Annotated in this window: 26 protein-coding genes, 1 tRNA gene and 1 pseudogene; 17 read left to right on the plus strand and 11 right to left on the minus strand. The window is 68.1% G+C overall.

What is annotated here, in order from left to right:
* Positions 1–2: 2 nt before the first annotated feature.
* Together ACIKT0_RS01295 and ACIKT0_RS01300 are read left to right on the plus strand one after the other, a co-directional pair.
* Complete coding sequence (locus tag ACIKT0_RS01295) at positions 3–101, plus strand: integrase core domain-containing protein (RefSeq protein ID WP_407103641.1); 99 nt, start codon at positions 3–5, stop codon at positions 99–101.
* An 88-nt stretch (positions 102–189) separates the two neighbouring features.
* On the plus strand, positions 190–1,005 hold the full coding sequence (locus ACIKT0_RS01300) for an alginate lyase family protein (protein WP_407103618.1): 816 nt from the start codon (positions 190–192) through the stop codon (positions 1,003–1,005).
* Positions 1,006–1,462: 457 nt separating this feature from the next.
* Here the strand turns inward: ACIKT0_RS01300 and ACIKT0_RS01305 are convergent.
* Both ACIKT0_RS01305 and ACIKT0_RS01310 read right to left on the minus strand, forming a co-directional pair.
* Positions 1,463–1,554 (minus strand) — tRNA-Ser (locus ACIKT0_RS01305).
* Positions 1,555–1,605: 51 nt separating this feature from the next.
* Entirely contained in the window at positions 1,606–1,872 is a 267-nt protein-coding gene (locus tag ACIKT0_RS01310; protein ID WP_407103619.1) for a sel1 repeat family protein, read from the minus strand.
* Between the two features lie 520 nt (positions 1,873–2,392).
* Between ACIKT0_RS01310 and ACIKT0_RS01315 the strand changes: the two genes are divergently transcribed.
* Positions 2,393–2,725, plus strand: coding sequence for a hypothetical protein (locus tag ACIKT0_RS01315; protein WP_407103620.1), 333 nt, complete (start codon positions 2,393–2,395; stop codon positions 2,723–2,725).
* A gap of 65 nt (positions 2,726–2,790) precedes the next feature.
* On the opposite strand, the gene ACIKT0_RS01320 is transcribed toward ACIKT0_RS01315, so the two are convergent.
* The 3 genes from ACIKT0_RS01320 to ACIKT0_RS01330 form a co-directional block, all read right to left on the minus strand.
* Entirely contained in the window at positions 2,791–3,255 is a 465-nt protein-coding gene (locus ACIKT0_RS01320; protein ID WP_407103621.1) for a phage holin family protein, read from the minus strand.
* Positions 3,255–3,578, minus strand: a complete 324-nt coding sequence (locus ACIKT0_RS01325; protein WP_407103622.1) for a hypothetical protein — start codon at positions 3,576–3,578, stop codon at positions 3,255–3,257. Before ACIKT0_RS01325 ends, ACIKT0_RS01320 begins: the two co-directional genes overlap by 1 nt.
* 116 nt (positions 3,579–3,694) lie before the next feature.
* A complete protein-coding gene (locus ACIKT0_RS01330) occupies positions 3,695–4,408 on the minus strand; it encodes a glutathione S-transferase N-terminal domain-containing protein (protein ID WP_407103623.1) in 714 nt (237 codons plus the stop codon).
* Positions 4,409–4,563: 155 nt separating this feature from the next.
* Here ACIKT0_RS01330 and ACIKT0_RS01335 point away from each other — a divergent pair, with 155 nt between their 5' ends.
* The 11 genes and pseudogenes from ACIKT0_RS01335 to ACIKT0_RS01385 all read left to right on the plus strand — a co-directional run bounded on the left by ACIKT0_RS01335 (position 4,564) and on the right by ACIKT0_RS01385 (position 16,532).
* A complete protein-coding gene (locus ACIKT0_RS01335; protein ID WP_407103624.1) occupies positions 4,564–5,484 on the plus strand; it encodes a LysR family transcriptional regulator in 921 nt (306 codons plus the stop codon).
* A gap of 97 nt (positions 5,485–5,581) precedes the next feature.
* Positions 5,582–6,088 (plus strand): formate dehydrogenase subunit gamma, encoded by a 507-nt coding sequence (locus tag ACIKT0_RS01340; protein ID WP_407103625.1) that lies wholly within the window; start codon positions 5,582–5,584, stop codon positions 6,086–6,088.
* Positions 6,085–7,644 carry a formate dehydrogenase beta subunit gene (locus ACIKT0_RS01345; RefSeq protein ID WP_407103626.1) on the plus strand — a complete coding sequence of 520 codons (1,560 nt, stop codon included), beginning with the start codon at positions 6,085–6,087 and terminating at the stop codon, positions 7,642–7,644. The genes ACIKT0_RS01340 and ACIKT0_RS01345 overlap by 4 nt, the downstream gene beginning before the upstream one ends.
* A 10-nt stretch (positions 7,645–7,654) precedes the next feature.
* Positions 7,655–10,495: a formate dehydrogenase subunit alpha gene (gene fdhF, locus ACIKT0_RS01350; protein WP_407103627.1), complete on the plus strand. Its 2,841-nt coding sequence runs from the start codon at positions 7,655–7,657 to the stop codon at positions 10,493–10,495.
* A gap of 132 nt (positions 10,496–10,627) precedes the next feature.
* Positions 10,628–11,479: a formate dehydrogenase accessory sulfurtransferase FdhD gene (gene fdhD, locus ACIKT0_RS01355; RefSeq protein WP_407103628.1), complete on the plus strand. Its 852-nt coding sequence runs from the start codon at positions 10,628–10,630 to the stop codon at positions 11,477–11,479.
* Positions 11,480–11,556: 77 nt separating this feature from the next.
* Positions 11,557–11,745, plus strand: a pseudogene (locus ACIKT0_RS01360) (formate dehydrogenase subunit delta); the annotation flags it as partial.
* A gap of 205 nt (positions 11,746–11,950) precedes the next feature.
* Entirely contained in the window at positions 11,951–12,679 is a 729-nt protein-coding gene (locus tag ACIKT0_RS01365; protein WP_407103629.1) for a phosphatase PAP2 family protein, read from the plus strand.
* Between the two features lie 51 nt (positions 12,680–12,730).
* Positions 12,731–13,549 (plus strand): bifunctional hydroxymethylpyrimidine kinase/phosphomethylpyrimidine kinase, encoded by an 819-nt coding sequence (gene thiD, locus ACIKT0_RS01370; RefSeq protein ID WP_407103630.1) that lies wholly within the window; start codon positions 12,731–12,733, stop codon positions 13,547–13,549.
* 79 nt (positions 13,550–13,628) lie between these two features.
* Positions 13,629–14,237, plus strand: a complete 609-nt coding sequence (locus ACIKT0_RS01375; RefSeq protein WP_407103642.1) for a helix-turn-helix domain-containing protein — start codon at positions 13,629–13,631, stop codon at positions 14,235–14,237.
* Positions 14,238–14,371: 134 nt separating this feature from the next.
* Entirely contained in the window at positions 14,372–15,793 is a 1,422-nt protein-coding gene (locus tag ACIKT0_RS01380; protein ID WP_407103631.1) for a phospholipase D-like domain-containing protein, read from the plus strand.
* A 16-nt stretch (positions 15,794–15,809) separates the two neighbouring features.
* Complete coding sequence (locus tag ACIKT0_RS01385; protein WP_407103632.1) at positions 15,810–16,532, plus strand: endonuclease/exonuclease/phosphatase family protein; 723 nt, start codon at positions 15,810–15,812, stop codon at positions 16,530–16,532.
* Positions 16,533–16,542: 10 nt separating this feature from the next.
* Here the strand turns inward: ACIKT0_RS01385 and ACIKT0_RS01390 are convergent, their stop codons facing one another.
* Both ACIKT0_RS01390 and ACIKT0_RS01395 read right to left on the minus strand, forming a co-directional pair.
* Complete coding sequence (locus ACIKT0_RS01390) at positions 16,543–18,015, minus strand: helicase HerA domain-containing protein (RefSeq protein ID WP_407103633.1); 1,473 nt, start codon at positions 18,013–18,015, stop codon at positions 16,543–16,545.
* 114 nt (positions 18,016–18,129) lie between these two features.
* On the minus strand, positions 18,130–19,032 hold the full coding sequence (locus ACIKT0_RS01395; RefSeq protein WP_407103634.1) for a fumarylacetoacetate hydrolase family protein: 903 nt from the start codon (positions 19,030–19,032) through the stop codon (positions 18,130–18,132).
* 284 nt (positions 19,033–19,316) lie between these two features.
* Between ACIKT0_RS01395 and ACIKT0_RS01400 the strand changes: the two genes are divergently transcribed.
* The gene (locus ACIKT0_RS01400; RefSeq protein ID WP_407103635.1) at positions 19,317–20,642 is read left to right on the plus strand and encodes an OmpP1/FadL family transporter; all 1,326 of its coding nucleotides are present in this window, start codon (positions 19,317–19,319) and stop codon (positions 20,640–20,642) included.
* An 86-nt stretch (positions 20,643–20,728) separates the two neighbouring features.
* Here ACIKT0_RS01400 and ACIKT0_RS01405 read toward each other — a convergent pair whose 3' ends face one another.
* Together ACIKT0_RS01405 and ACIKT0_RS01410 are read right to left on the minus strand one after the other, a co-directional pair.
* Positions 20,729–21,508 carry an SDR family oxidoreductase gene (locus ACIKT0_RS01405; protein ID WP_407103636.1) on the minus strand — a complete coding sequence of 260 codons (780 nt, stop codon included), beginning with the start codon at positions 21,506–21,508 and terminating at the stop codon, positions 20,729–20,731.
* A gap of 92 nt (positions 21,509–21,600) precedes the next feature.
* Positions 21,601–22,062, minus strand: a complete 462-nt coding sequence (locus ACIKT0_RS01410; protein ID WP_407103637.1) for a DUF2852 domain-containing protein — start codon at positions 22,060–22,062, stop codon at positions 21,601–21,603.
* 231 nt (positions 22,063–22,293) lie between these two features.
* Between ACIKT0_RS01410 and ACIKT0_RS01415 the strand changes: the two genes are divergently transcribed.
* Together ACIKT0_RS01415 and ACIKT0_RS01420 are read left to right on the plus strand one after the other, a co-directional pair.
* Positions 22,294–23,103, plus strand: coding sequence for a UDP-2,3-diacylglucosamine diphosphatase (locus tag ACIKT0_RS01415; RefSeq protein WP_407103643.1), 810 nt, complete (start codon positions 22,294–22,296; stop codon positions 23,101–23,103).
* A 35-nt stretch (positions 23,104–23,138) separates the two neighbouring features.
* Positions 23,139–24,176 carry a glycosyltransferase family 4 protein gene (locus tag ACIKT0_RS01420; RefSeq protein ID WP_407103638.1) on the plus strand — a complete coding sequence of 346 codons (1,038 nt, stop codon included), beginning with the start codon at positions 23,139–23,141 and terminating at the stop codon, positions 24,174–24,176.
* On the opposite strand, the gene ACIKT0_RS01425 is transcribed toward ACIKT0_RS01420, so the two are convergent.
* Entirely contained in the window at positions 24,173–25,120 is a 948-nt protein-coding gene (locus ACIKT0_RS01425) for a hypothetical protein (protein WP_407103639.1), read from the minus strand. The two genes, ACIKT0_RS01420 and ACIKT0_RS01425, sit on opposite strands and share 4 nt — an antisense overlap.
* A 107-nt stretch (positions 25,121–25,227) precedes the next feature.
* The coding region (locus ACIKT0_RS01430; RefSeq protein WP_407103640.1) for an enolase C-terminal domain-like protein at positions 25,228–25,610 on the minus strand (383 nt) is incomplete at its 5' end.

Below are 25,610 nucleotides of genomic sequence, written 5' to 3' on the forward strand. Positions count from 1 at the left end.
GGATCGACTACAACACCGAACGACCACACTCGGCCTTGGGTCACTTGACGCCCAACGCCTTCGCTCACCAAGCTCAGTACGCCCGAAAGGTCGCATCGTGACCGGACCAGAGTCCGGGGCAAGACCATACGCCCGAAAGGTCGCATCGTGACCGGACCAGAGTCCGGGGCAAGACCAATCGCGCGTTCCTTGACACGGGCCGCGGCGGAGAGGGGCGGGGTCACCGGGCCGGCGGCGTCATGCGCGTTCGCTCATATACTATCCTTCGCGCGGCAGGACACGTTCCTGAAGTCGACCGAGTGGAACGAGACAGGCGGGGTTCGTCTGTATGCGACGCCGCCGATCCTCGCCTATGCGATCCTCAAGTCCAGCAGCCTGAATACGACGGAGGGGTACCCGGGGCCGCGCCCCGAGTCGGAGCAGATCGAGAGATGGATCCGGCGCCTCGGGGATCGCATAAAGTCATTCATCGACTTGAAGCCATACGGCAACAACATCGATGCATGGGGAGCGGCGGCGTTGGCGTCTGCGGCGGTCGCGCTCAATGACAGGTCCTATCTGGACCACGCCGTTTCAGTCGCGGTTGGCATCCTGGAGCAAGTCGATGGCGACGGGGCGCTCCCAGCCGAGATGAAGCGAGGCGCTCGAGCTCTCGAGTACAGCCTTTTCGCCACACAGGCCCTGGTCCTGGTCGATGCTGTCGCGGAAGCGAATGGAAACCTGGCGCTTCGCGAAGCAAATGGGGGCGCGCTTCAAAGGTTGATTGACCTGATGGTCTCGGCTGCCGAGGATCCCATCGCGTTCTACAAGAGCAAGGGGATCGCAGGCTACGATAGTGCCGTGTCGCAGGTCTACAGGCAGAATCTCGCCTGGCTTCCCTTGGCTGAGATGATGCGCGTCAATCCACGGATAAAGGATCTCTCGTGTCGGTTCCGTCCGCTGTACAGCGTGTGGACTGCTGGGAATTGGGAGTACTATTTAGATCGACGTCCGGAATGTGGCTAAGCGCATTGCGTCGGTTCAGGTGCGTCGGCGTTCGGCCGCACGACCCTCGACGGCCCAGGGCCGAGCAGCGAAGCCCGAATCCGGCCCGCGACCGCCGGCATCAGCGGGTGATCGCTCTTCGCCCCATCCGCCTCGCTAAGCGACTGCTCCAGCGTCATCAGGTTTTCTGTGAGCCGGGCGCGCCGTGCTTCGAGCTCCAAGCCCCAGCGGGTTGGGTCGCTCGTTGCTGACCGAACTCGTGGGCCGCGAGTGAGTTCCACTCGCGCTGGGCTGGATCGCCGTCAGCCACCACGTCTGACTTCCCGTCCGGTGGGCGGCGGCATGCGCGATATGGACCGGAAGACCGAGTCGGATCGCAGCATCGCCTTCCAGCGCGCCGCCAACAGGCTCGCGAGAGAGCAGGGGCGATTTCCGGCTGCGACGCGGCTTACGCCCAAGAGCGGCTAGGCTGAAAAGGTGGCGGAGACGGAGGGATTCGAACCCTCGAGACCCGTTTCCAGGTCTGCTCATTTAGCAAACGAGTGCCTTCAGCCTCTCGGCCACGTCTCCGTGGCGGCAGGGGTACACGGGGCCGTTCGGGCGGTCAACGCCCGAACGCGATCAATGGGCGGCGAGCCACTCGCGCGCGGCGCGCTGGGCGTCGGCGATCTCGGCCGGGCTCATCTCGAGCGACAGCTCCCGCCGCAGGCGGATCGCTTCGGCGACGCCGTCCCGCGCGGCGAGGTTGAACCATTTGTGCGCCGCCACGCGATCGATCGCGCCGTGGCGGCCCAGGGCGGCGGCCATCCCGAGCTGGAGAAAGACCGCGCCGGGCGCGACCGCGCCGAGAGCCCCGGTTTCGATCGTGGACATGTCATAGCGAGCCATCGCTTCGTCCCCTTTCGTTGTCGGTCGGCTCGGCCGGCCGTTCGTTTCGGCGCGGGTGAGCGCCTGTCCGTCGACTATCCGGCGCGGTCTCTACTTCCTGATTAAACTTTTATATGAATACAGTTTGAATGAACCGCAAATAGAAGGTGAAATTAAGCGACCGTTAGCTGCGTCTTCTCAAGAGCATCAAGGCTGCGCCGGTCGGATAGAACGAAACATTAGGCAAGGCGCTTCACCCGCTGCAAACCGCGCCGCCAGATCGCCCTTTCGGTCGATCGCCGCCGGCCCTGCCTCGGCGGCGCGTTCGCGCAGCGACGTGGCGACGTCGTCCGAGGGGCGCTGGCAGAAGAGACGTGCGCAGCGGAAAATTAGTTCCGTGAAACGGCAATAATTTTTTCACCCTACGAGGCCTGATCCTTTCTTGATCTCGGGGGGAAGCACAGCAAGTGACGTTCTGAGCGTGCGCGCGCCGGAATCTGGCGCGCGACAGGCCATGCGTCATCATGGGAGTGCACGACGAATGTTGAAGATGATGAAAGCCGTGACCTCGGTCGCCTTCGCCGCCGGCCTCGCCGCGGCGCCGCTGGCGGCGGTCGCGCAGGAGCAGCCGGCGAGGTCAACCGGCAATTCGGACAACGCTCAGGACCAGCGGACGAACGAGCAGGTCCGCCGGACGCCGTCGATGGGTGGCGCCTCGCAGGAGCCCACCGGCCCGAGCGGCACCAGCATGAACAGCACCGACGCGGGCGGCGGCGTGCATCCCGTTCCGCAGGCGCCGGCCGGCGCCGGATCCGCGGCCACGTCCGGCGGGTCTGGGTCCAAGCCGGTGCCCGGCACCGATACGCGCAACTGATCTCTACGACGCGAACAAAAAGGGCCGCCGCGGTTTCCCGCGGCGGCCTTTTCTACGTTCTTCCGTCAGAGCCGCCGGCCAAGCACCAGGCCCGCGAGCGTCGCAATCAGCATCAGATTGACGACGCGCTTTCGCTGCTTTTTCGGATCAGGCGGTGGCGGCGGGGGCGCGTCACCGGCGCGAGCGCGAGCCGGCGGCGGTCGCGTGGCGTTCAGGGCCGCGCCAGCCACGCCGACCTGGGCCATGCGGCCGAACAGGGGCGACGCGACGGGCTTCGGCTTTCGCGTGCCGATCAGCGCGAGCACGGTCGCGATGAAGATCAGCACGCCGCCGACCACCACCGGGGCCCAGATCACGCCGAGCGAGGGCACGAGGCCGATGATCGCAGCAGCCGTAAGGGCGCCGAGGCCGAGAAGTCCGATCACCGCTGCGACGGCGATGAATATCGCCGTGCGCTTCAAGCGGGCGATCTTGCGCCCGAGGTTGAATGTCGCCAGTCCCGCGCCTGCCTGCATCAGCAGGCGCAACATCAGCGGCGGCTCCGGCCGAGCGCGCCGACGACGTATCCGAGCCCGAGGGCGACCAGCACGGCCGTGAGCGGATTCGCCACCACGGTGGCGCTCAGGTCGTCCGCGGCGGCCTGCGCCCGCGCCTTGGCGTCTTCCGCCGCGGCGCTGGCGCGGTTCATGCCCTCGCGTGCGGCGCTCCGGGCCGTCGCCGCGCTGTCCGACATCAGCGCCGAAAGCGTCTCCGTCAACGTCGCCACGTCCTTTCGCAGCGTCTCGAGATCAGCTTCGACCGATGATGCGCGCGCGCCGGTGGCGCCGGCGGCCCCCTGGGTGGTGTCAGACATTCAGCGATCTCCTGATCTGGTCGTCCGCCGACGCATTTCGTTCGCGTCGGAACACACTCGAGAAAGTGGCGCTCGCGGAACGTCCGCCAAGCCCCCGCGGTTCCTTGTCGGACCGGTCAGGCGCCTCGCGCGCGCTGTCCGAACAGAATGCTCTGCGCCGCCTTGTCCTGGGCGAGATCGAACGCAGGGGCCTCGACCTTCACGGCCAGCCCTCGCGCCACCGCCGGACGCGCCAGCATCGTGTCGAGCCAGCGCGCGACTTCGGGGAATTGCTTGAGGTCCTGCCCCTGCTTGTCCCAGAGCTTCGCCCAGCCGACGGCGGCCATGTCGGCGATCGAATAATCCCCGCAGATGAAGTCGCGGCCCTTCAGGCGCTGGTTCAGAACGCCGTAGAGCCTGTGCGCCTCGTTGACGTAGCGGTCGATGGCGTACTGAATCTTCTCGGGCGCGTAGTTCCGGAAGTGGTGAACCTGGCCCAGCATCGGCCCGAAGCCCCCGACCTGCCAGAACAGCCATTCCTCGACCTCGACCCGCCGGCGCTCGTCCGCCGGATAGAACTTCCCGGTCTTGCGGCCGAGATACTGCAGGATCGCCCCGGACTCGAAGATCGAGATCGGCGACCCGTCGGGGCCGTCCGGATCCACGAGCGCGGGCATCTTGTTGTTGGGCGAGATCCTCAGGAACTCGGGCGCGAACTGATCGCCCTTGCCGATGTTCACCGGGACGACGCGGTAGGGCAGGCCGCACTCCTCCAGCATGATGGTGATCTTCCATCCGTTGGGCGTCGGCCAGTAATGCAGCTCGATCGGCGCCGTCGTCGCTTCGGCCATGGCTCAGGTCCTTTCGCGTTTCCGTTGGCGCTCAAGCTAAGCGGGGAGGGCGCTGCCGCAAGGGACGGTTCGACGCGCCTCCCTGGGACGCCACGGCAGGTGCGCGACCGCCTGCAACCGCCTATCGTTGTGCGGAACCTCGCGACACGGTGCCTATGCTCGACAAACTGGACTTTCTTCTCGCGCTCGCTCAGGAGCGCCATTTCGGCCGCGCTGCGGAAGCCTGCGGCGTCACGCAGCCCACGCTGTCCGCCGGCGTCAAACAACTCGAGGACCAGCTTGGCGTTCGGCTGGTGGAGCGCGGTTCGCGCTTCCACGGCTTCACGCCGGAAGGCGAGCGCGCGCTCGACTGGGCGCGGCGGATCGTCGGCGACGCCCGCGCCATGCGCCAGGACATCGACGCGCTGAAGCGCGGCGTGGTCGGCCACCTGCGGATCGCCGTGATCCCGACCGCCTTGCCGATGGTGGCGCAGCTGACCACGCCCTTCCGGGCGAAGCACAAGGATGTGCGCTTCACGATCCTCAGCAGCACGAGCCTCGACATCGGCACCGCGCTCGACAATCTCGAGATCGACGCCGGCATCACCTATCTCGACAACGAGCCGATCGCGCGCGTCTCGGCGGTTCCGATCTGGCGCGAGGGCTACAGGCTGCTGACGTCGGCGGACGGCCCCCTCGGGGACCGGGATACCGTGACATGGCGGGAGGTCGGACGGCTGCCGCTCTGCCTCCTCACCACCGACATGCAGAACCGGCGGATCGTCGAGGGCCTGCTGCGCGAGGCGGGGGTCGCGCCCGCGCCCACTCTCGAATCGAACTCGACGGTCGTGCTGTTCGCGCATGTGCGCACCGGCGCCTGGGCCAGCGTTATGCCGCAGAGCTTCGGCGAGACGATGGGATTGCCCCCGAACGTGCGGTCGATTCCCATCGTGGAGCCTGAGGTGGTGCACACGGTGGGGCTGGTGGTCCCGCATCGCGAGCCCATGACGCCCGCCACCAAAGCCCTCGTGGCGGAGGCCAAGACGCTCGCCGCTAAGGTCGCCGCCCTGCGCGCTCCGGCCGAGGATGCGTCATAGAAATCCTCTATGACGCGACGAGACATGCGAATTGATCCGGCAGTAAGGAGGACCCACTCTCTGAAATAAGAAAAATTATATGGAGGAGCGCCGCAGCATGACCATGGGACATTCGGTCACCGCCGTCGCGCGCGGACGTTACGAGGCGTGGACGCCTAGTCGCGGCTCGGAGATCATCACCGAGCACCTTCCGCTGGAAGGCGCCGCGATGCCCATCCTTCATGCGATGCAGGCGACCTTCGGCTATGTGCCGCAGGACGCAGTCCCGATGATCGCGAGCGCGCTGAACCTGTCGCGCGCAGAGGTCCACGGGACCCTGACGTTCTACCATGACTTCCGTCACGAGCCCGCCGGCAAGCATGTCGTGAAGGTCTGCGTGGCCGAGGCCTGCCAGGCCGCAGGCGGCCGCGCGACCGCCGCCAAGATCTCCGAGACGCTGAACGTCGGCTATGGCGAGACCCGGCCGGACGGGCAGGTGACGCTGGAGCCGATCTACTGCCTCGGCCTGTGCAGCTGCGCGCCCGCCGCGATGGTCGACGGCCGGCTGATCGGCCGCATCGATGACGAGGAGATCGAAGAGATCGCCGCGGAGTGCCGGGCATGACGACGCGCATCTACGTCCCCGGCGACGCGGGCGCGGTCGCTCTCGGCGCCGACAAGGTCGCGAAGGCGCTGGCTGACGCGCTGGAGCGCCGCGGGGTCGACGCGCAGATCGTGCGCAACGGCTCGCGCGGCATGTTCTGGCTGGAGCCGCTGGTCGAGGTGGTCACGCCCGCAGGGCGCGTCGGCTACGGTCCCGTCAAGGCGCGGGACGTCGAGACGCTGCTTGACGCCGGCCTGCTCGAGGGCAAGGGCGACGCGCTCCGCCTCGGCGACGTCGAGAAGATCCCGTTCTTCGCCAAGCAGGAGCGGTTCACCTTCAAGCGCGTCGGCCTTACCGATCCGGTGTCGCTGGACGACTACCGCGCCCATGGCGGGTACAAGGGCCTCGAGCGGGCGATCGAGCTCGGCGCCGCGGCGACGGTCGAGGAGGTCTTCGACTCCGGCCTGCGCGGCCGCGGCGGCGCGGGCTTCCCGACCGGCATCAAGTGGCGCACCGTCGCCCAGTGCCCTCCCGGCCAGAAGTACATCGTCTGCAACGCGGACGAAGGCGACAGCGGGACGTTCGCCGACCGGATGATCATGGAGGGCGATCCCTTCCAGCTGATCGAGGGCATGACGATCGCGGGTCTCGCAGTCGGCGCCACCAAGGGCTACGTCTACTGCCGCTCTGAATACCCGCACGCGGTCGTGGCGATGAACAGAGCGATCAAGGTCGCCCGCATGGCGGGTTATCTCGGCCGCAGCGTCGCCGGCTCGGACTACGCCTTCGACATGGAAGTGCGGGTCGGGGCAGGGGCCTATGTGTGCGGCGAGGAGACCTCGCTGCTCGAGAGTCTCGAGGGCAGGCGCGGCCTGGTCCGCGCCAAGCCGCCGCTGCCGGCCCACAAGGGCCTGTTCGGCAAGCCGACGGTCATCAACAACGTCATCTCGCTGGCCTCCGTGCCGTTCATCCTGGCGGAGGGCGCCAAGGCCTATGCGGACGTCGGCTTCGGCCGCTCGCGCGGCACCATGCCGATCCAGCTAGCCGGCAACGTCAAGTATGGCGGCCTCTACGAGATCGCCTTCGGCGTGACGCTCGGCGAACTGGTCGACGAGGTCGGCGGCGGCACGTTCACCGGCCGGCCGGTTCGGGCCGTGCAGGTCGGCGGGCCGCTCGGCGCGTATTTCCCGCGCTCCTACTTCGATACGCCGTTCGATTACGAGGCCTTCGCCAAGCGCGACGGGCTGATCGGGCATGGCGGCATCGTCGTGTTCGACGACAGCGTCGACATGGTCGAGCAGGCGCGCTTCGCGATGGAGTTCTGCGCCATCGAGAGCTGCGGGAAATGCACTCCCTGCCGCATCGGCTCCACCCGTGGCGTCGAGATGCTCGATCAGGTCATCGCCGGCGGCGCGGGGCGCGAGCGAGCGCTCACGATCGTCGAAGACCTCTGCCACACGATGAAGCTGGGATCGCTCTGCGCGCTCGGCGGCTTCACGCCGTATCCGGTGATGAGCGCCATCACCCATTTCCCCGAAGATTTCGGGCGTGGCCCGGCCATGCTCGCAGCGGAGTGAGGGAAACGTCATGAGCCTCATCCAAGAGATCGATTACGGCACGCCCGCCTCGAAGGCGGAGAAGACCGTCAGCCTGATGATCGACGGCCAGCAGGTCACGGTTCCGGAAGGAACCTCGATCATGCGGGCGGCGATGGAGATCAACAACGAGATCCCCAAGCTCTGCGCGACCGACTCGGTGGAGGCGTTCGGCTCCTGCCGGCTCTGCCTCGTCGAGATCGAGGGGCGCGCCGGCACGCCGGCCTCCTGCACCACTCCCGTGATGGACGGCATGGTGGTGAAGACCCAGACGCCCCGGCTGAAGCAGCTGCGCAAGGGCGTCATGGAGCTCTACATCTCCGACCACCCGCTCGATTGCCTGACCTGCTCGGCGAACGGCGACTGCGAGTTGCAGGACATGGCCGGCGTCGTGGGCCTTCGCGAGGTCCGCTACGGCTATGAGGGCGAGAACCACATCGTCTCCAAGAAGGACGAGTCGAACCCCTACTTCACCTATGATCCGTCGAAGTGCATCGTCTGCTCGCGCTGCGTGCGGGCCTGCGAGGAGGTGCAGGGCACCTTCGCGCTGACGATCTCCGGCCGCGGCTTCGAAAGCCGCGTCTCCGCCGGCATGGACGAGCCCTTCATCACGTCGGAATGCGTGTCCTGCGGCGCCTGCGTGCAGGCCTGCCCGACGGCGACGCTTCAGGAGAAATCGGTCTACGACATCGGCACGCCGGAGCACTCCGTCGTCACCACCTGCGCCTATTGCGGCGTCGGCTGCTCCTTCAAGGCCGAGATGCGCGGCGACGAGCTCGTCCGCATGACGCCGTGGAAGGACGGCAAGGCGAACCGTGGCCACTCCTGCGTCAAGGGCCGCTTCGCCTATGGTTACGCGCAGCACCAGGACCGCATCCTCAAGCCGATGATCCGCGCCAACATCACGGATCCGTGGCGTGAGGTCTCGTGGGAGGAGGCGATCTCCTACACGGCATCCGAGTTCAAGCGCATCCAGGGCAAGTACGGCCGCTCGTCGGTCGGCGGCATCACCTCGTCGCGCTGCACGAACGAAGAGACCTACCTGGTCCAGAAGCTGGTCCGCGCCGGCTTCGGCAACAACAATGTCGACACCTGCGCCCGCGTCTGCCACTCGCCGACGGGCTACGGCCTGAAGACGACGTTCGGCACCTCGGCCGGCACGCAGGACTTCGACTCGATCGAGCAGACCGACGTGATCTTCGTGATCGGGGCGAACCCGACCGACGGCCATCCGGTGTTCGGCTCGCGCATGAAGAAGCGGCTGCGCCAGGGCGCGCGGCTGATCGTGGTCGATCCGCGCCGCATCGATCTGGTGAAGAGCCCGCACATCCAGGCCGACTTCCACCTGCCGCTGCGTCCGGGCACGAACGTGGCACTGGTGACCGCGTTCGCGCATGTGATCGTGACCGAGGGCCTCGTGAACGAGGAGTTCGTCCGGGAGCGGGCGGACCTCGACACCTTCCATGAGTGGACGGAGTTCGTCTCGGAGGAGCGCCATTCGCCGGAGGCGACGGAAGGCGTGACGGGCGTGCCGGCGCACCTCGTGCGTGAGGCCGCGCGGCTCTATGCGACCGGCGGCAACGCCGCGATCTTCTATGGCCTCGGCGTCACGGAGCACAGCCAGGGCACCACGACCGTGATGGCGATCGCCAACCTCGCCATGGCGACCGGCAACATCGGTCGCGAGGGCGTCGGCGTGAACCCGCTGCGCGGCCAGAACAACGTGCAGGGCTCGTGCGACATGGGCTCGTTCCCGCACGAGTACCCGGGCTACCGCCATGTCAGTCAGGACGACACCCGCGAGCTCTATGAAAAGCTCTGGGGCGTGCCGCTCGATCCGGAGCCCGGCTTGCGCATTCCCAACATGCTCGACGCCGCCGTCGACGGCACCTTCAAGGGCCTCTACGTGCAGGGCGAGGACATCGCCCAGTCCGACCCGGACGCCCAGCATGTCATCGGCGGCCTGAAGGCGATGGAGTGCGTCGTCGTGCAGGACCTGTTCCTGAACGAGACCGCGAACTACGCCCATGTGTTCCTGCCGGGCTGCTCCTTCCTCGAGAAGGACGGCACCTTCACCAACGCCGAGCGGCGCATCCAGCGCATCCGCAAGGTGATGGCGCCCAAGAACGGCTATGGCGACTGGGAGATCACGCTGATGATCGCCAAGGCCATGGGCTACGAGATGGACTACAGCCATCCGTCCGAGATCATGGACGAGATCGCCGCCTCCACGCCGAGCTTCAATGGCGTCTCCTTCGCCAAGCTGGAGGAGCTCGGCTCGGTGCAGTGGCCCTGCAACGAGGAGGCGCCGGAAGGCACGCCGACCATGCACATCGGCGAGTTCGTCCGCGGCAAGGGCAACTTCGTCATCACCGAATATGTGGCGACGGATGAGAAGGTCGGGCCGCGCTTCCCGCTGCTTCTCACCACGGGGCGCATCCTCAGCCAGTACAATGTCGGTGCGCAGACCCGCCGCACCGAGAACTCGCGGTGGCACGAGGAGGATCGGCTCGAGATCCATCCGGTGGACGCGGAGGATCGCGGCGTCCGCGACGGCGACTGGGTGACGCTGCGCAGCCGCGCGGGCGAGACGAGCTTGCGGGCCCTGATCACCGACCGGGTGGCGCCGGGCGTCGTCTACACGACGTTCCACCATCCGAACACGCAGGCGAACGTCATCACCACCGACTTCTCCGACTGGGCGACGAACTGTCCGGAATACAAGGTGACGGCCGTGCAGGTCGCGCCCTCGAACGGGCCGAGCGCATGGCAGGAGGAGTATGAGGAGCACTCCCGGCTCAGCCGCCGCATCCTGGCGGAAGCCGCAGAGTAGGCCTCGTCGGAAGGTCATCCCGGACGGCGCGTGGGCGCCGCTCCGGGATCGCCTTGAGATGAAGCCCGGCGCGGCGCGCGATCCCAGTTCTCGTCGCCTACCTTGCGCCGGGATGACGTCGTATGATCGGTCATGACCAACCTTCCGCCCGCCGTCGTCCGCATCTCCCGCACCGTCTGGCGCGACGGCGTCGCGCGCGAGACTTCTGAGCGCGCAAGCCCGGCCGAGACCGCGATCGCGATCGTCTATGACGGCGGGACCGAAGCCGTGATGATGGCGAGCCCCCAGGACGTGGAGGACTTCGCCATCGGCTTCAGCCTGACCGAAGGCATCATCGGCGCGCCCGAGGAGATCGAAAGCCTCGAGGTCGTCGAGCATGCCGACGCGGGGCTGGAAGCGCGCATGTGGCTCAAGCGAGGGCTGGGCGAGCGGTTGGGACGGCGGCGGCGCAATCTCGCCGGTCCGACCGGCTGCGGCCTCTGCGGCATCGACAGCCTCGAGCAGGCCGTGAAGCCCGCCCGCCGCGTCGAGGCAGGGCGGACCTTCTCCGCCAGCGAGATCCACGAGGCGCTCGAAGCACTGAGCCGCGCACAGGCGCTCAATCACGCGACCCGCGCCGTGCACGCCGCGGGCTTCTTCCGCCCCGAGGCCGGCCTCATCGCCGTCCGCGAGGACGTCGGACGACACAACGCGCTCGACAAGCTCGCCGGCGCCCTTGCGCGTGCGGGCGAGGGCGCCGAGGACGGCTTCGTGGTCCTCACGAGCCGGGTGTCGGTCGAGATGATCCAGAAGGCCGCCGTGGTCGGCGTCGGCCTCGTCGTGGCGGTCTCGGCGCCGACGGCGCTCGGCGTGCGGATGGCCGATGAGGCCGGCATCACGCTGGCCGCCATCGCCCGGTCGGACGGCTTCGAAGTCTTCACGCATCACCATCGCATCATCGCCGCCGAGCCGGAGAAGCTCGCGGCCGGAGGAGCCGGACAATGACCGCACAGCCGGGCAGCGCGGGCGTCGCTGAGGCGCAGGGCCACCACCACAAGACGACGCTCGATCGCCTGATCTACATGGCGAACCAGATTGGCTGGTTCTTCAAGAGCCAGCCCAAGGAGAAGGTCGTCCCCGGCGTGCTGGACCACATCCAGCATTTCTGGGACCCGCGCATGCGTGCCGAAATCTTCCGCCACATCGACGCGACCGGCGGGCGGGGGCTCGAGCCGCATGTTCTCGAAGCGCTCACGATCCTGAAGCAGGCGGCCGAGGGCAAACGCCCCACCCGCGGCGAGGCCGAGAAGGTGCCGACGGACCAGCCGCGCACGGGCGAGGCGTCACAGGACCATCCGGGTCCGACGAAGGACAAGGCTGGGCTGGCGCGGGTCGAGGAGCGCGACGCCTAGGTGGGGCTGTCGACGCCGGCGCCGGCGCTATCTCCGACCCACCTCAGCATCTCGGGTCGGTGATATGGAACCTGCGCGCAAGCCGCTTTTCTCCGTGGTCCGCTGGACGCCGTCCTGGCGGCTGCCGGAGTTCGGCACGCTCGTCGCCTTCCTGGTGTGTTCGGCGCTCGCATTCGCCTTTCTGCGCATCAGCGACAACATGGCGGAAGGCGACACCCGCGCCTTCGACGAGGCCATACTGCTCGCGCTGCGTGACCCTGCCGACCGGGCGCGCCCGATCGGGCCGCAGTGGCTGGAGATCATGATGGCCGACGTCACGGCGCTTGGCGGCGTGACGGTGCTGACGCTTCTGACCGTGCTGGTCGTGTCCTACCTCCTGGTGACCCGACGGTTCGCGAACGCGGCGCTGGTCGCCGGGTCCGTGATCGGCGGGGCGATCCTCACCAATCTGTTGAAGAACGTCTTCGCGCGGCCGCGGCCCGATCTGGTCGATCATCTGGTGGCAGTTCACTCGATGAGCTTCCCCAGCGGCCACGCCATGGGAGCGGCCGCGACCTTCCTGACGCTCGGCGCCCTGTTGGCGCGGACCGAACGCAAGAAGGTCGTGCGCGGCTACATCTTCGCGGTGGCCGGCCTGCTGACGCTGATGGTCGGCTTCAGCCGCGTGTTCCTCGGCGTGCACTATCCGACGGACGTGCTCGCGGGCTGGACCCTCGGCGCCGCCTGGGCCCTGCTGTGCTGGATGATCGCCCGCTGGCTCAAGCCGCGCGACAATGAGACTCAATCCGGCTGAGGCGATGCGGCCCGATCTTGGCCGCTGAGGAACGGGACCGTATCAGAGGCCATGGCTGTTCCGATCGCGCTCACCATCGCGGGCTCCGATTCCTCGGGCGGCGCGGGGATTCAGGCTGACCTCAAGACCTTCTCGGCGCTTGGCGTCTATGGCGCTTCCGCGATCGTCGCCCTGACGGCGCAGAACACCCGTGGCGTGACCGCCATCCATGACGCCCCGCCCCAGTTCATCGCTGCGCAGATCGACGCCGTGATGGAGGACCTGGCCGTCGGGGCGGTGAAGATCGGCATGGTTTCGCGTGCCGAGTCGATCGAGACGATCGCAGACGCCCTGGTCCGTCACCGCGTCGAGAAGGTCGTCATCGACCCGGTCATGATCGCGTCCTCCGGCGCCCGCCTGCTCGCCGGCGACGCGATCGAGGCGCTGCGGTCGCGTCTGGCTCCTCTGGCGCTGTTGCTCACACCAAATCTTCCCGAGGCGGCGGCGCTGCTCGATTGCGATCCCGCGGGCAGCGAGGAGGAGATGGCGGAGCAGGGGCGGGCGCTCCAGCGCCTCGGCGCCCGCGCGGTGCTGGTCAAGGGCGGCCATGCCGACGGCCCGGAAAGCGTCGACGTGCTGATCGCCCCCGACGGTTCGGCGAGCCGGATAACGGGGCCGCGCCTGCGCACCAAGAATACGCATGGCACGGGCTGCACCGTGTCATCCGCGATCGCGGCCAAGCTCGCGCAGGGCGCGGCCCTCGACGACGCGGTGCGGGCCGCCCGGTCCTATCTCGCCGAGGCGCTCGCCGCCGCCGATGGGCTCTCGGTCGGCAGCGGCCACGGCCCGGTGCATCATTTCGTCCGGTGGTGGTCGCCCGACGACTGCTGACGCTTGCGACAAACCCTCGACCCGAATAGCGTCCGGCCTGACGAACGCGTGTTCGACGCTTCAAACAACGGGAAGAATGATGGCCGGGCGGGGGCGGACCGATCTCGAGACGGGGGCGCACTTCGTCTCGGGCCAGCTGGGCAAGACGGTCCAGAGGCTTCGGAAGGCCTACAACTTCTCCCTTTCCGAACTCGCCGAGCAGTCCGGCGTCGCGAAGTCGATCATCAGCCAGATCGAGCGTAACGAGACGAACCCGACGCTCGCCACCATCTGGCGCTTGTCCCAGGCGCTCGACGTGTCGATCGATCGCGTGCTGGCCTCCGCGGATGAAGAACCCTTCGTCGAGAAGCTCGCGCGCCGCGACACGCCGCATATCGTGTCCGACGACGGCAAGATGCGGCTGTCGATCATCGGCTGGATCAAGACCGTGGAGTGGCTGCAGTGGTATGACGTCACCGCGGAGCCGGGCGGCGCTCTGGAGTCGGAAGGGCACCAGCGCGGTTCGCTGGAATGCCTCTCGGTGCTTTCCGGCGAGGCGGAGGTGACGGTCGCGGGCGTCGTGGAACACGCGAAAGCAGGCGAAACGCTCCGCTACCGGTGCGACAGGCCGCACGTCGTGCGGGCCGTCGGCAACGAGCCGTTGCACGCCACCATGGTGTGCATCATGAAAGCGGCCGTCATGGAATGAGCCGGCGCGCGCAGCGTCGCCTGGTCCAGCCGCGTCGCGCCATCGGCTCGCGCCCTGGTCGCGAGGGGTGGGGAGCGCGCCGCTGATCGAGAGCGCGGATTTCGGTCGGCGCGACGCCCCGCACGCGGGCCTTAATGGAGATCGCCGCGATCATCGATCTGCTCGGACACCAGGAACTTCTGCTCAGCGGCCTGCACGTGACCTTCGCGGCCGCTGTGACGGTCCACGCGCTGATGAACAAGCGCGACGTCCGCGCGGCGATCGGCTGGATCGGCATCTCGTGGTTCTCGCCCTTCCTCGGGGCGCTGCTCTACGTCGCCTTCGGCATCAACCGCGTGCATCGGCGCGCCCGCAGGCTGCGGGGGCGTCATTCGCGCCATGCCCGCCACCGGACGGGCGGCGGGGCGCCGAGCCCCCAGGCGGAGCGTCTGCAGATCGCCGTCGGCGCGATTACAGGCCTGGACGTCGAACCTGCGGCCGTCGAGCAGATCCTGCACTGCGGCGACGAGGGCTATCCGCAGATGGTGGCGGCGATCGACCAGGCCGCTCGCTCGGTCGATCTCGCGACCTTCATCTTCCGCGTCGACGAGGCCGGGCTGCCGTTCGTGCAGGCGCTCGCCCGGGCCCACCGCCGCGGCGTCGCGGTTCGCGTGCTGATCGACGGGATGGGCGGCGGCTTCTTCCGCTCGCCCGCCTATCACGCGCTGCGGCGGGAGGGCGTGCCGGCGGCAAGATTCCTGCATTCCATCTGGCCGTGGAAGATGCCGCTGCTCGATCTGCGGCTGCACAAGAAGGCGCTGATCGTGGACGGGGAAACCGCGTTCGTCGGGGGTCTGAACATCGGCGCGGAGAACCTGAGGGACTGGCCCTCCAAATGCCCGGTGCACGACGTCCATTTCCGGCTGTCCGGACCGATCGTGCGGCAGATCGCGGAGGGCTTCGACGACGATTGGCATTTCACGACCGGCGAACCTTTGCGCAAGCCGCACGTTCCTCACCCGACGGAGGCGCATCGGGCGTTCGCCCGCGCGATCGCCTCCGGTCCGGACCAGTCCGTCGATCAGCTCGTGCTGGTGCTTCTCTCCGCGATCGCTTCGGCGCGCCGCTCGATCAACATAGCGACGCCCTATTTCCTGCCCGAGGAACAGCTACTTACGGCGTTGCAGCTTGCGGCTCTGAGAGGGGTGAAGGTTTGCCTGGTCATGCCGGCCGTCAACAATCACCGGCTCGTCGCCTGGGCGAGCAGCGCCCATATCTCGCCGCTGATTGAAGCAGGATGCCAGCTCTGGCGGTCGCCTCCGCCGTTCGACCATTCCAAGCTGATGACGGTGGATGACGAGTGGAGCCTGATCGGAAGCGCGAACTGGGACAGCCGCAGCCTCCGGCTGAACTTCGAGCTGACAGTGGAGTTCTACGATCCGGAGTTCGCGCGGCAGCTCTCGGGGATCATCAAGGAGAAATGCGGGGAGCGCATCACGGCGGCGGAGGTCGACGGTCGCCATCTCATCACGAAATTGCGGGACGCCTCGGCCAGGCTGATGTCCCCCTACATCTGAAAGGGTCGAGGTCCGCTTGAGAGTCGCGTCCTACAACATACACAAGTGCCGCGGAACGGATGGTCAGGTGCGGCCCGACCGGATCGTCCAGGTGCTGAAGGAGATCGGCCCGCAACTCGTCGCCCTGCAGGAGGTCGACCACCGGTTCGGTCAACGCATCGGCCTTCTCGATCCGGTCGCGCTGAAACGTGAGGCGGGGCTGCACCTGCTTGCGCAATCCGACGCCCCCGAAGGCCACGGCTGGCATGGCAACGCGTTGCTGGTCGCGGGCGAGCCCGTGCATTACCGAAGGCTGCGGCTGCGGCTTCCGGGCATCGAGCCGCGCGGGGCGATCATCTCGGAGCTCGATCTCGGGGAGGGGCAGTTCCGCGTCATCGCCGCCCATTTCGGCCTGCTGCGGCGATCGCGCGTAAGCCAGGCGAACGCGTTGCTATCGGCCTTCAAGGACCTGCCGCCGATGCCCACGATCCTGCTCGGCGACCTCAACGAATGGCGGCGCAAGCGAAGGTCGGCTCTCAACGTGTTCGAGCCGCTGTTCGGCGAGGCCCACCCGCTGCCGAGCTTTCCCTCCCGGAGGCCGATCTTCCCGCTGGACCGGATCATCGGCTGGCCGCGCGGGCTGATCAACGATCTCGCGGTCCACAACACGCCGCTCGCCCGCAAGGCGTCCGATCACCTCCCGCTGGTCGCCCGGATCGACCTTTCGGCGCGGGTGAGCGACGTCCGCAGCGCGGCCTGATCCCCGAGGGTCAGCCGACCGCGGCGGGCGCTTCTGCGGGTCCCGGCGCGGTCTGCCAGCCGAGATCGGGGAGCATGACGATGCGATTGCCGCGCAAGTCGGCGGCGCAGCTCAGAAAACCGCGCTCCTCCATATAGGTGAGCAGGCGCCTGGCGCGTCCCGTCGAGCGCGTGCCATAGGCGCGGGCGATCTCCGCGTCGGACGGGCAGGGATGCTTGCCATGGGCGGCCTGCGCGATCAGCAGGAACACGCCGCGGACATCTTCGGGGAGCGCTGCGGCGACGAGCGTCGCCTGGTCCCAGTCGGATGAGGCGACGGAGCCCTGATCCAGCCCCGCCTTGGCGAGCGCGAGCTCGCGCCGGAAACGCGGCAGGTCCGGCGCATCGCCCGGCAGCCGGGCGATGCGGCAGCGGACCAGAAAGTCCTGATAGAGCAGCGACACGGGCTGAAAGCCGGCGTCCGGCTCCGCCATCATCTCGGCCATGATCGTCGCGATCGTCGCCTCCCGCTCCGCGCCGGCGAACAGATCCGCCGGCGGCGGGGGCGCGTCGGCGTCGACCCGCGGCTGCGAGAGCTGCGCCAGAACGTCCGCGACCGAGGCTGTCGCGGGCGTGGGGCGGGGACGGATCTCGTCCGCTCCCCGGCGGAAGATCAGCCCTGCGGCGTCCTCGCCGGCCTCCGGCAGCGGCGTCAGCTTGGGCCCGCCGCCGCGCGCCTCGGTCTTGACCGGGCCGATTGCGACCCGCTCCGGCTTGCGGCCGATGGCGGGGCCGAGCGCGACGAACTGGCCGCGGTCCAGGTTCCGGAATGTCTCGGCCTGCCGACGTTCCATGCCGAGGAGGTCGGCGGCGCGGCTCATGTCGATGTCGAGGAAGGTGCGGCCCATCAGGAAATTGCTGGCTTCCGCCGCGACGTTCTTGGCGAGCTTCGCGAGCCGCTGCGTGGCGATGACGCCCGCCAGGCCGCGCTTGCGGCCGCGACACATCAGGTTCGTCATGGCGCCCAGCGATTGCCGCCGCGACTCCTCCTCCGCCTCGCTCGAGGCCGCCGGCGCGAACAGCTGCGCCTCGTCGACGACGACGAGGGCCGGGTACCAGTTGTCGCGGTCGGCGTCGAACAGGCCGTTCAGGAAAGCCGCCGCCGCCCGCATCTGGCGGTCGACGTCGAGACCCTCGAGGTTGAAGATCACGGAGACGCGGTGCCGGCGCACGCGCTCGGCGATCGCCGTGAGCTCGCGCTCCACGCTGGCCGCGTCGATGACGACATGGCCGAACTCGTCGGCGAGCGTGACGAAGTCGCCCTCAGGGTCGATGACGCATTGCTGCACCCAGGGGGCGCTCTGCTCGAGCAGGCGACGCAGAAGATGCGACTTCCCCGAGCCCGAGTTGCCCTGCACCAGCAGACGCGTCGCGAGCAGTTCCTCGAGGTCGAAGACGGCGCGCTGCCCGCCGGACCGCGCGCCGATGTCGATGCCGACCGTCATTCACTTCCCAGTCGCCCTTGGACCGCGGACCGTGCCGCATCGCGGCGCCGGCGTCGCGGGTCAGGCGAAGGTTTTCCCCAGGAAGCTGGCGCCGGCGGGCGCCGGCGCGCCGCCTCAGCGTGCGAAGTCGAAGCCGCTCGGATAGGCGTGGGACGGCTGCGCGCCGACTTCCTCGCGGAAGGCCACCACCGTCTGCCGCTGCTCGCCAAGCCCTTCGATCCCGAGACGCATCACGTCGCCGGGCTTGAGATAGGTCGGCGGCGTCATCCCCATGCCGACCCCGGGGGGCGTGCCGGTGGTGACCACGTCGCCCGGGTCGAGCGCCATGAACTGGCTGATGTAGCTGACCAGATAGGAGATCTTGAAGATCATCGTCGACGTGTTGCCGGTCTGGGCGCGCCGGCCGTTGATGTCGAGGAACATCTCCAGATTGTCGAGGTCGCCGATCTCGTCCAGCGTCACGAGCCACGGCCCGAGAGGGCCAAAGGTCGGGCAGCCCTTGCCCTTGGTCCACTGGCCGGAGCGCTCCGTCTGGAAGTAGCGCTCGGAGACGTCGTTGCAGACGCAGAGGCCTGCGACGTGGGACAGCGCGTCCTCCTCGGAGACGTAGAGCGCGCGGTCGCCGATCACGAAGGCGAGCTCGACTTCCCAGTCCACGCGCTGGTGCCCACGGGGGAGCATCACGTCGTCGTTCGGGCCGACGATGCAGTTCGGCGCCTTGTTGAACAGGATCGGCTCGCGCGGAATCCGCAGCCCGGTCTCGGCGGCGTGGTCGGCGAAGTTGAGGCCCACGCCGATGAAGTTGCGCACGCCGCCGACGCACGGCCCGAGGCGCGCATCCGTCGGAACGAGCGGGAGGCTCGATGCGTCGACGCTGCGAATGCGGTCGAGGCCCGCCTTTGTGAGAGTCGCGCCGGCGATGTCCGGCGCCACGTCGCTCAGGTCCCGGATGGCGCCGTCGGCGTCGATCAGGCCGGGCCGCTCGGCGCCAGCCTCTCCGAATCGCACGAGCTTCATCGACGTCTCCCCGTTTGTGCCGCGTCTAAAGCGGTTGGTTGAAACCGTTTTAGCGACTCAAGCGGCGCAGCCAAGCGGCTCGTCCCCGTCCAAAAGGCGGGGGCATGAGCCCATTTGCCGGCTAACGCTGTGAAATGTGGTGCGATAGAGTCACAATTGCGGCCAAAGAGCGCGAGCGCGGCCGAGCGCCGATTGCGGGATGAGGCCCCGGCTTCCACCCTTCTCCGCGAAGCCGTGAATCGCGGCGAGATCAGGGTCCCCGAGGGGGCCGCCCCGGGGGAATCATGTCGTACACGTCACGCCGCAGCCGCCCATGGCTCGCCACCGCGGCTACTGTCCTGGTCTGCGCGTCCTCCACTCCGGCGTTCGCCGGGGCGTTCGCCATCCGCGAACAGAGCGCGAGCGGGCAGGGCGCTTCCTTTGCCGGCATGGCTGCGGGCGGCGGCGATACGATCTCGGGGATGTTCTGGAACCCCGCCGTGGTGAACCAAGTGGAGGCCTACCAGGGCGAGCAGCACCTCACGGGCATCTTCCCGTCCTCGAAGATCGACATCGACGCCTCGACCCCGACCGCCATCTTCGGGAACAGCGGCGACATCGGCAAGAACGCGGTTCTGATCGCGGGCTACAACGCCTACCGGATCAACGAGAAGGTGGCGATCGGCCTCTCGATGAACACGCCCTTCGGGCTGGCGACGGACCCCCGCAGCAACTGGGGCGGGCAGGTCTACGCGCGGTCGTCGCGGGTGCGCTCGATCAACGCGGCCCCGACCGTGGGGTACACGGTCAACGATTGGCTCAGCGTCGCGGCCGGTGTGCAGATACAGTATTTCGACATCCGCCTGCGCCAGGCCTTCATTGGCCTCGGGGGGGGCGCGACCCTGCCGGGAGCGGGCTCGGCGTCGCTCAAGGCCGACGACGTAGGCGTCGGCTTCACGGCGGGCTTCACCGTGAAGCCGGCGGAAGGAACCGAGCTCGGCGTCGGCTTCCGGTCTGCGATCAAGCACAGCCTCAAGGGCGACCTCTATTTCCCGACGCCGGGCTTCCCGGACGCCAAGATCAAGGGGAACGTCACGCTTCCGGAGACGGTCTCGATCGGCCTGAGGCAGAAGCTGAACGAGCAGTTCACCATGCTGGCCGGGCTCGAATGGACGAACTGGAGCCGCCTCGATCGGGTCCGGGTCAAAAGCCGCACGGGCGGCGGCACCGTGACGACACTGCCCTTCGACTATACGGATGCGTGGTTCTTCTCGGTCGGCGGCGAATACGCCTACTCGCCTGAGCTGACGCTGCGGTCCGGCGTGGCGTACGAGCTGTCGCCGATCAACGACAAGAACCGCAGCAACCGGCTGCCGGACGACGACCGCTGGTGGCTGTCGGCGGGCACCTCGTACAAGTACAGCGACCGCTTCACCTTCGATCTCGGCTATTCCTACATCTTCGTTCCGAACAAGTCGAAGATCGAGATCAATCCCGGGGATTCGGACGCTTTCCCGGGACAGGCCTTCACCTATCGGGCTCAGGCGAAGACGGACATCCACATCGTTTCGGCGGCCGTTCGATACAAGTTCGGCGGCAGCGCGCCGGCGGCGCTCGTCCTCAAGGACTGAGCGCGCCTGCTGTCGCCGATCAGGGCCGGCCCTTGGGGGAGGGCCGGCCCTTCTTTTTTGCGCCAGCCGGGCGACTGGCCGCCGGCCTAGAACGCGCCCGGGAAGGCGCCGCCGTCTATCAGGATGTTCTGGCCCGTCACGTAGCCGGCGTGGCGTGAGCACAGGAACGCGCAGAGCTGGCCGAACTCTTCCGGGTCGCCGAAGCGGCGGGCCGGCACCAGCGAGCGGCGGCGTTCTGCGACCTCTTCCTCAGTCCGCCCGGTGAGACGCGCTTCCGCGGGGAAGCCGCCGCGCAGCCGGTCCGTGTCGAACATGCCTGGCAGGATGGCGTTGATCGTCACGTTGCGGTCCGCCACCGTTCGGGCGACGCCCGCCATGAAGGCGGTCAATCCCGCCCGCGCCCCGCTCGACAGGTCGAGGCCGGTGATCGGCGCCTTCACGGAGGCCGACGTGATGTTCACGATCCGGCCGAAACCGCGATCCGCCATGCCGTCGATCACCCGCTGGATCAGCTCGATCGGCGTGACCATGTTCGCCACGACGCCGTCCAGCATCGCCTCCCGGCTCAGCTCGCGAAAATCCTTCCGGGGCGGCCCGCCATTGTTGTTCACCAGGATGTCCGGCTCCGGGGCCGCCTTCAGCAACGCCTCCTGGCCCTCGAAAGTCGACACGTCCGCCACGACCGCGATCACCTCCGCGCCGGTCTCCGCGCGGATCTCGGACGCGGTGCGTTCGAGACGCGCCCCGTCGCGTCCGTTGATCACGACGCGGCAGCCCTCGGCGGCGAGCGCCGTGGCGCAAGCGCGGCCCAGGCCCTTGCTGGACGCGCAGACGATCGCAGTGCGGCCGGCGATGCCGAGATCCATTGTTCCTCCCCGCGCCGGCGTGCGGCGCATCCGATGCGAAAGAAGCCGGCCACATGGGCCGGCTTCTCTGTCTCACGGCCGGTGAGGGCCGATCAAACCCCGCTGTGGCGCCCCGCCATGAAGCCCTCGAACTCCTCGCGCTGCGCGGCTTCGTCGACGGCGCCGCGCTTGGCGCGGAGATGCGCCTCGAACGCTTCGGTGGTCTCGTCGATCTTCCGGCGCTCCTCGTCGAGGCGACGCATCTGGGCCTCGCGCCACGCGTCGAAGGCGGCGTTGCCGGTCGGGCGGCGAACGCCGGCGCTCTTGGGCGCGAACTCGTCCCGGAAATTGCGGCTCATGTCTTCGGCTGCGCGCCGGAACTTGGTCAAAGCGCCATCGCCGCCGCGCGCCCAGGCCATGATGCGTTCGCCCCAAAGGACATAGGCGATCATCGCCAGGCCGAGCGGCCAGAACACGACGAAGCCAATGACGGTCAGCGCAATGGTGAGCGCCGTCCAGCGATGCGGCACGCCGGGGATGGCGGCTACTTCGTCGGCATAAGGGTTCGAGGTCATCGCAGTCTCCAGAGAGGCCGCGGAAGGAGCGGCGGCCCGGTCGCCTTTTAGTTGGCCATACCAGGAAACCGCTTCAAGAGGCCTGCGACGACGATCGCTGGCGCCGCGCCGGCGCCGCGCCATCTGTCACACCAAAGCGCCGCGGACCGCAGCCCGACGCACTGTCATACGCGTGAGACGAAGTTGGCCTATTCGCCCGCATGGAAACGCAACGCGTCACAGGAGGAGCGCATTTTGAACGAGCCTGAGCCTCGACGCTTCAGAGCCTTGTTCCTTTCGGACTTCCATCTCGGCACCAAGGGCTGTCAGGCCGAGATGCTTCTCGAGTTTCTTCGCGCGCACGACGCCGACACGATCTACCTGGTGGGGGACATCGTGGATGGCTGGCGCCTCAAGCAGACCTGGTACTGGCCGCAGAGCCACAACGACGTGGTCCAGAAGCTCCTCCGCAAGGCTCGCAAGGGAGCGCGGATTTTCTACGTGCCGGGCAACCACGATGAATTCCTGCGGAAGTACTGCGGCTCGCATTTCGGCGGCATCGAGGTGCTCGAAAGCGTAGTCCACGAGACGGCGGACGGGCGCCGCTTCCTCGTCATCCACGGCGACGTGTTCGACATGGTGGTGCGTCACGCCAGATGGCTCGCGCTGCTCGGCGACTGGGCCTACGAGACGGCGCTCATCCTGAACGCCCACCTCAACGTTCTGCGTCGCCGGCTCGGGCTCAGCTACTGGTCGCTCTCCGCATGGGCGAAGCTGCGCGTGAAGAACGCCGTGAACTTCATCGGGCGATTCGAGGAGACGCTTTCCGCGGAGGCGCGCAAGCAGCGGGTCGACGGCGTCATCTGCGGCCATATCCACCACGCGACCATGCATGACATGGCCGGCGTCGCTTACGTGAACACCGGCGACTGGGTTGAAAGCTGCACCGCGGTCGTCGAACATCATGACGGCCGGTTCGAGCTCATCCGTTGGGCCGAACGTCGTTCGATGGCGAAGCCGGCGCGCGAGGCTCCGGCGGGCTCCGGCCTCCGGGCAGCCTGATCCGTCCGCCGAGGCAGGGAGAGCCGCGAGCATCAATGCGCGTTCTGGTCGTCACCGACGCCTGGCGGCCGCAAGTCAACGGCGTCGTGCGCACGATCGAGCATCTGGTTGCGCATGCGCCGGCCTTCGGCGCCGAGATCGATCTGCTCACCCCGGACGCGTTCCGCACGGTCCCGTTGCCGACCTATCCGGAGATCCGGCTGGCGCTGGCGAGCTCGGCCAGAGTGTCCCGGATGATCGAGGACAGCCGGCCCGATCACGTCCACATCACGACCGAGGGGCCGATCGGACATGCCGCGCGGCGCGCCTGCCTTCGCAGCGGACGCGCTTTCACGACGAGTTACCACACCCGGTTTCCCGAATATGTCCGCAGGCGCGCGCCAGTCCCGGAGTGGCTGACCTACGCTTGGCTCCGCCGCTTCCACAATGCGGGCGACGGCGTGATGGTCGCTACCGAGTCCCTGGCGCGTGATCTCGAGAGGCATGGCTTCAAGCGACTGATGCGCTGGACCCGGGGCGTAGACGCGCAACTGTTCCGGCCGCGCCCCGGCGTCGACGTCTTCAATCTGCCCCGCCCGATCTTCCTCTATGTCGGGCGCGTCGCGCCGGAGAAGAACCTTGCGGCGTTCCTCTCGCTCGAGCTGCCCGGTTCGAAGGTCGTGGTCGGGGAGGGACCTTCCAGGGACGAGCTTGAACGGAGGTTTCCGGAGACCCGGTTCGTCGGCTCGCTGGAGGGCGAGGCGCTCGCGGAGGCTTACGCCTCGTCCGATGTCTTCGTGTTTCCGAGCCGCACCGACACGTTCGGCATCGTCATTCTGGAGGCGCTCGCAAGCGGGCTCCCCGTCGCGGCCTATCCGGTCACGGGTCCGGCCGACATCCTCAAGGGCGAGGCGGCCGGGGCTCTGGACGAAGATCTGCAGGCGGCGGCTCTGCGGGCGCTATCGGCATCCCGCGACGAGGCGCGGGCGTTGGCGCTTCGCCACGGCTGGGGGGAAGCGACGAGGTTGTTCGTCGAAAACGTCCGCTCCGTGCTGGCCCGTCATGGGTCATGCAAGCGGGCCGCGGAGAGCTAGGCGAAGAGGATCGCCTTCTCTTCTTCTGAAAGGTCGTCGAGAAGCGACGGCATCCACGCGGCGGGCATCCGCGGGGCCGCCGGCGGCCGCGTGGCGGCCCTGACCTCTGAGGCGTCCACGGGGTCGAAGCGCGCGAAGCTCTGCGTCTCGAGCCTGCTGGACGTCGCCAAAAGATCGGCCAGGGGGGCGTTCGCCGCAACGGCCTGGACGACCGGGTGCTGTGGCGCCGGCGCCGGCGCATCCGGACGCAAGGCGACCGGCGCCTCCTCGTCGCGGCGGGCGACCGCGGCTTCGGAGTCTCCTGCGTCGCTCGATTCCGCGCTGAAGCTCGCAGCAGCAGGATGGTCGGCGTCTTCCCCGGAGTCGTTATCGGCCGGGCTCGCGATCTCCGGGGCAGGGGCCAGAAGATCGATCAGGTGGCCCTTCACAGACACGGAGCAGTCGGGTCTCGGCTCGACCTCGATCGCGCCGTCAGACGATTGCGCCGCAAGTTCGTCGGGAACGCCGTCGAACACGGGCTCGTCGATGTGAGGCAGGAAGTCCGCCTCTGACTCTTCGGAGGCGACCGCCTGAGCGGCGGCGCCTCGCACAGCCGAGGGCTCGACCTCGCTCAAAGCCAGGCCGACCAGACGTTCCAGGCGTTTCAGCTGCCGCAGCGCGCGCGCCACCGGCTTGCCCGCGCCGGCCTGCTTGAGCTCGTTCCGCAGAAGCCGCGTCCGCTCGCTCGCGGCGCCCAGCAGGTGAGCCATCCGGCCGGCGTCCGCCTGCGGCGCCTGTTGGTGGAAGCGACGCTCCAGCTCGGAAAGCGCGTCCAGGATCGCCGCAGTGTCGGCCGCGCGGTTGCGCCGCGCATACTCGGTCAGGAACCAGCGACCCCGCTCCGTCTCCATCACGGCGGCGGCGATCGCCTCATAGTCGTCCGAAGAAAAAGGCGGCTCTGTCATGACGACCGGACTCCCGACGTTCAGCGCTTCAAGCTTCAACGCCGCAGTCGGTCATCTAACGGCCTTTCCCCGTGCACGAAAAGCCGTGTCGTTAACTAATTGTTACGTCATCCCCAGAGCGCCCCGCTGGGCGGATGGAGAAGGCTGCCTCGGTAGACCAGCCCGTCGGGACAGTCGCGGGCGAGCAGGAGGGGTCCGTCGAGGTCCACGACCGCGGCGCCCTGAGCGACAAGGACGGCCGGCGCCATCGCGAGCGAGGATGCGAGCATGCAGCCGACCATCACCATGAGCCCGCCCGCCCGCGCCGCGTCCGCCATGGCGAGCGCCTCCGTCAGTCCGCCGGTCTTGTCGAGCTTGATGTTGACGGCGTCGTAGCGGCCGGCGAGGCCCGACAGGCTGGCACGATCGTGCGCGCTCTCGTCGGCGCAGACGGGTATCGGCCGCGCGATCCGCGCCAGGACGCCATCCTCGCCGGCCGGCAAAGGCTGCT

Origin of the sequence: Hansschlegelia beijingensis (assembly GCF_045505405.1) — a bacterium.
In the GTDB taxonomy this organism is placed as follows: domain Bacteria; phylum Pseudomonadota; class Alphaproteobacteria; order Rhizobiales; family Methylopilaceae; genus Methylopila; species Methylopila beijingensis_A.

Excerpts from the sequence above, each read along its gene's own strand:
- ACIKT0_RS01395 (WP_407103634.1), bottom strand. The coding sequence starts at position 19,032 with ATGAAGCTCGTGCGATTCGGAGAGGCTGGCGCCGAGCGGCCCGGCCTG.
- ACIKT0_RS01310 (WP_407103619.1), bottom strand. The coding sequence starts at position 1,872 with ATGGCTCGCTATGACATGTCCACGATCGAAACCGGGGCTCTCGGCGCG.
- ACIKT0_RS01335 (WP_407103624.1), top strand. The coding sequence starts at position 4,564 with ATGCTCGACAAACTGGACTTTCTTCTCGCGCTCGCTCAGGAGCGCCAT.
- ACIKT0_RS01340 (WP_407103625.1), top strand. The coding sequence starts at position 5,582 with ATGACCATGGGACATTCGGTCACCGCCGTCGCGCGCGGACGTTACGAG.
- ACIKT0_RS01400 (WP_407103635.1), top strand. The coding sequence starts at position 19,317 with ATGTCGTACACGTCACGCCGCAGCCGCCCATGGCTCGCCACCGCGGCT.
- ACIKT0_RS01320 (WP_407103621.1), bottom strand. The coding sequence starts at position 3,255 with ATGTTGCGCCTGCTGATGCAGGCAGGCGCGGGACTGGCGACATTCAAC.
- ACIKT0_RS01380 (WP_407103631.1), top strand. The coding sequence starts at position 14,372 with ATGGAGATCGCCGCGATCATCGATCTGCTCGGACACCAGGAACTTCTG.
- ACIKT0_RS01330 (WP_407103623.1), bottom strand. The coding sequence starts at position 4,408 with ATGGCCGAAGCGACGACGGCGCCGATCGAGCTGCATTACTGGCCGACG.
- ACIKT0_RS01325 (WP_407103622.1), bottom strand. The coding sequence starts at position 3,578 with ATGTCTGACACCACCCAGGGGGCCGCCGGCGCCACCGGCGCGCGCGCA.
- ACIKT0_RS01365 (WP_407103629.1), top strand. The coding sequence starts at position 11,951 with ATGGAACCTGCGCGCAAGCCGCTTTTCTCCGTGGTCCGCTGGACGCCG.
- fdhF (WP_407103627.1), top strand. The coding sequence starts at position 7,655 with ATGAGCCTCATCCAAGAGATCGATTACGGCACGCCCGCCTCGAAGGCG.
- ACIKT0_RS01420 (WP_407103638.1), top strand. The coding sequence starts at position 23,139 with ATGCGCGTTCTGGTCGTCACCGACGCCTGGCGGCCGCAAGTCAACGGC.
- ACIKT0_RS01375 (WP_407103642.1), top strand. The coding sequence starts at position 13,629 with ATGGCCGGGCGGGGGCGGACCGATCTCGAGACGGGGGCGCACTTCGTC.
- ACIKT0_RS01410 (WP_407103637.1), bottom strand. The coding sequence starts at position 22,062 with ATGACCTCGAACCCTTATGCCGACGAAGTAGCCGCCATCCCCGGCGTG.
- ACIKT0_RS01345 (WP_407103626.1), top strand. The coding sequence starts at position 6,085 with ATGACGACGCGCATCTACGTCCCCGGCGACGCGGGCGCGGTCGCTCTC.
- ACIKT0_RS01425 (WP_407103639.1), bottom strand. The coding sequence starts at position 25,120 with ATGACAGAGCCGCCTTTTTCTTCGGACGACTATGAGGCGATCGCCGCC.
- fdhD (WP_407103628.1), top strand. The coding sequence starts at position 10,628 with ATGACCAACCTTCCGCCCGCCGTCGTCCGCATCTCCCGCACCGTCTGG.
- ACIKT0_RS01390 (WP_407103633.1), bottom strand. The coding sequence starts at position 18,015 with ATGACGGTCGGCATCGACATCGGCGCGCGGTCCGGCGGGCAGCGCGCC.
- thiD (WP_407103630.1), top strand. The coding sequence starts at position 12,731 with ATGGCTGTTCCGATCGCGCTCACCATCGCGGGCTCCGATTCCTCGGGC.
- ACIKT0_RS01315 (WP_407103620.1), top strand. The coding sequence starts at position 2,393 with ATGTTGAAGATGATGAAAGCCGTGACCTCGGTCGCCTTCGCCGCCGGC.
- ACIKT0_RS01405 (WP_407103636.1), bottom strand. The coding sequence starts at position 21,508 with ATGGATCTCGGCATCGCCGGCCGCACTGCGATCGTCTGCGCGTCCAGC.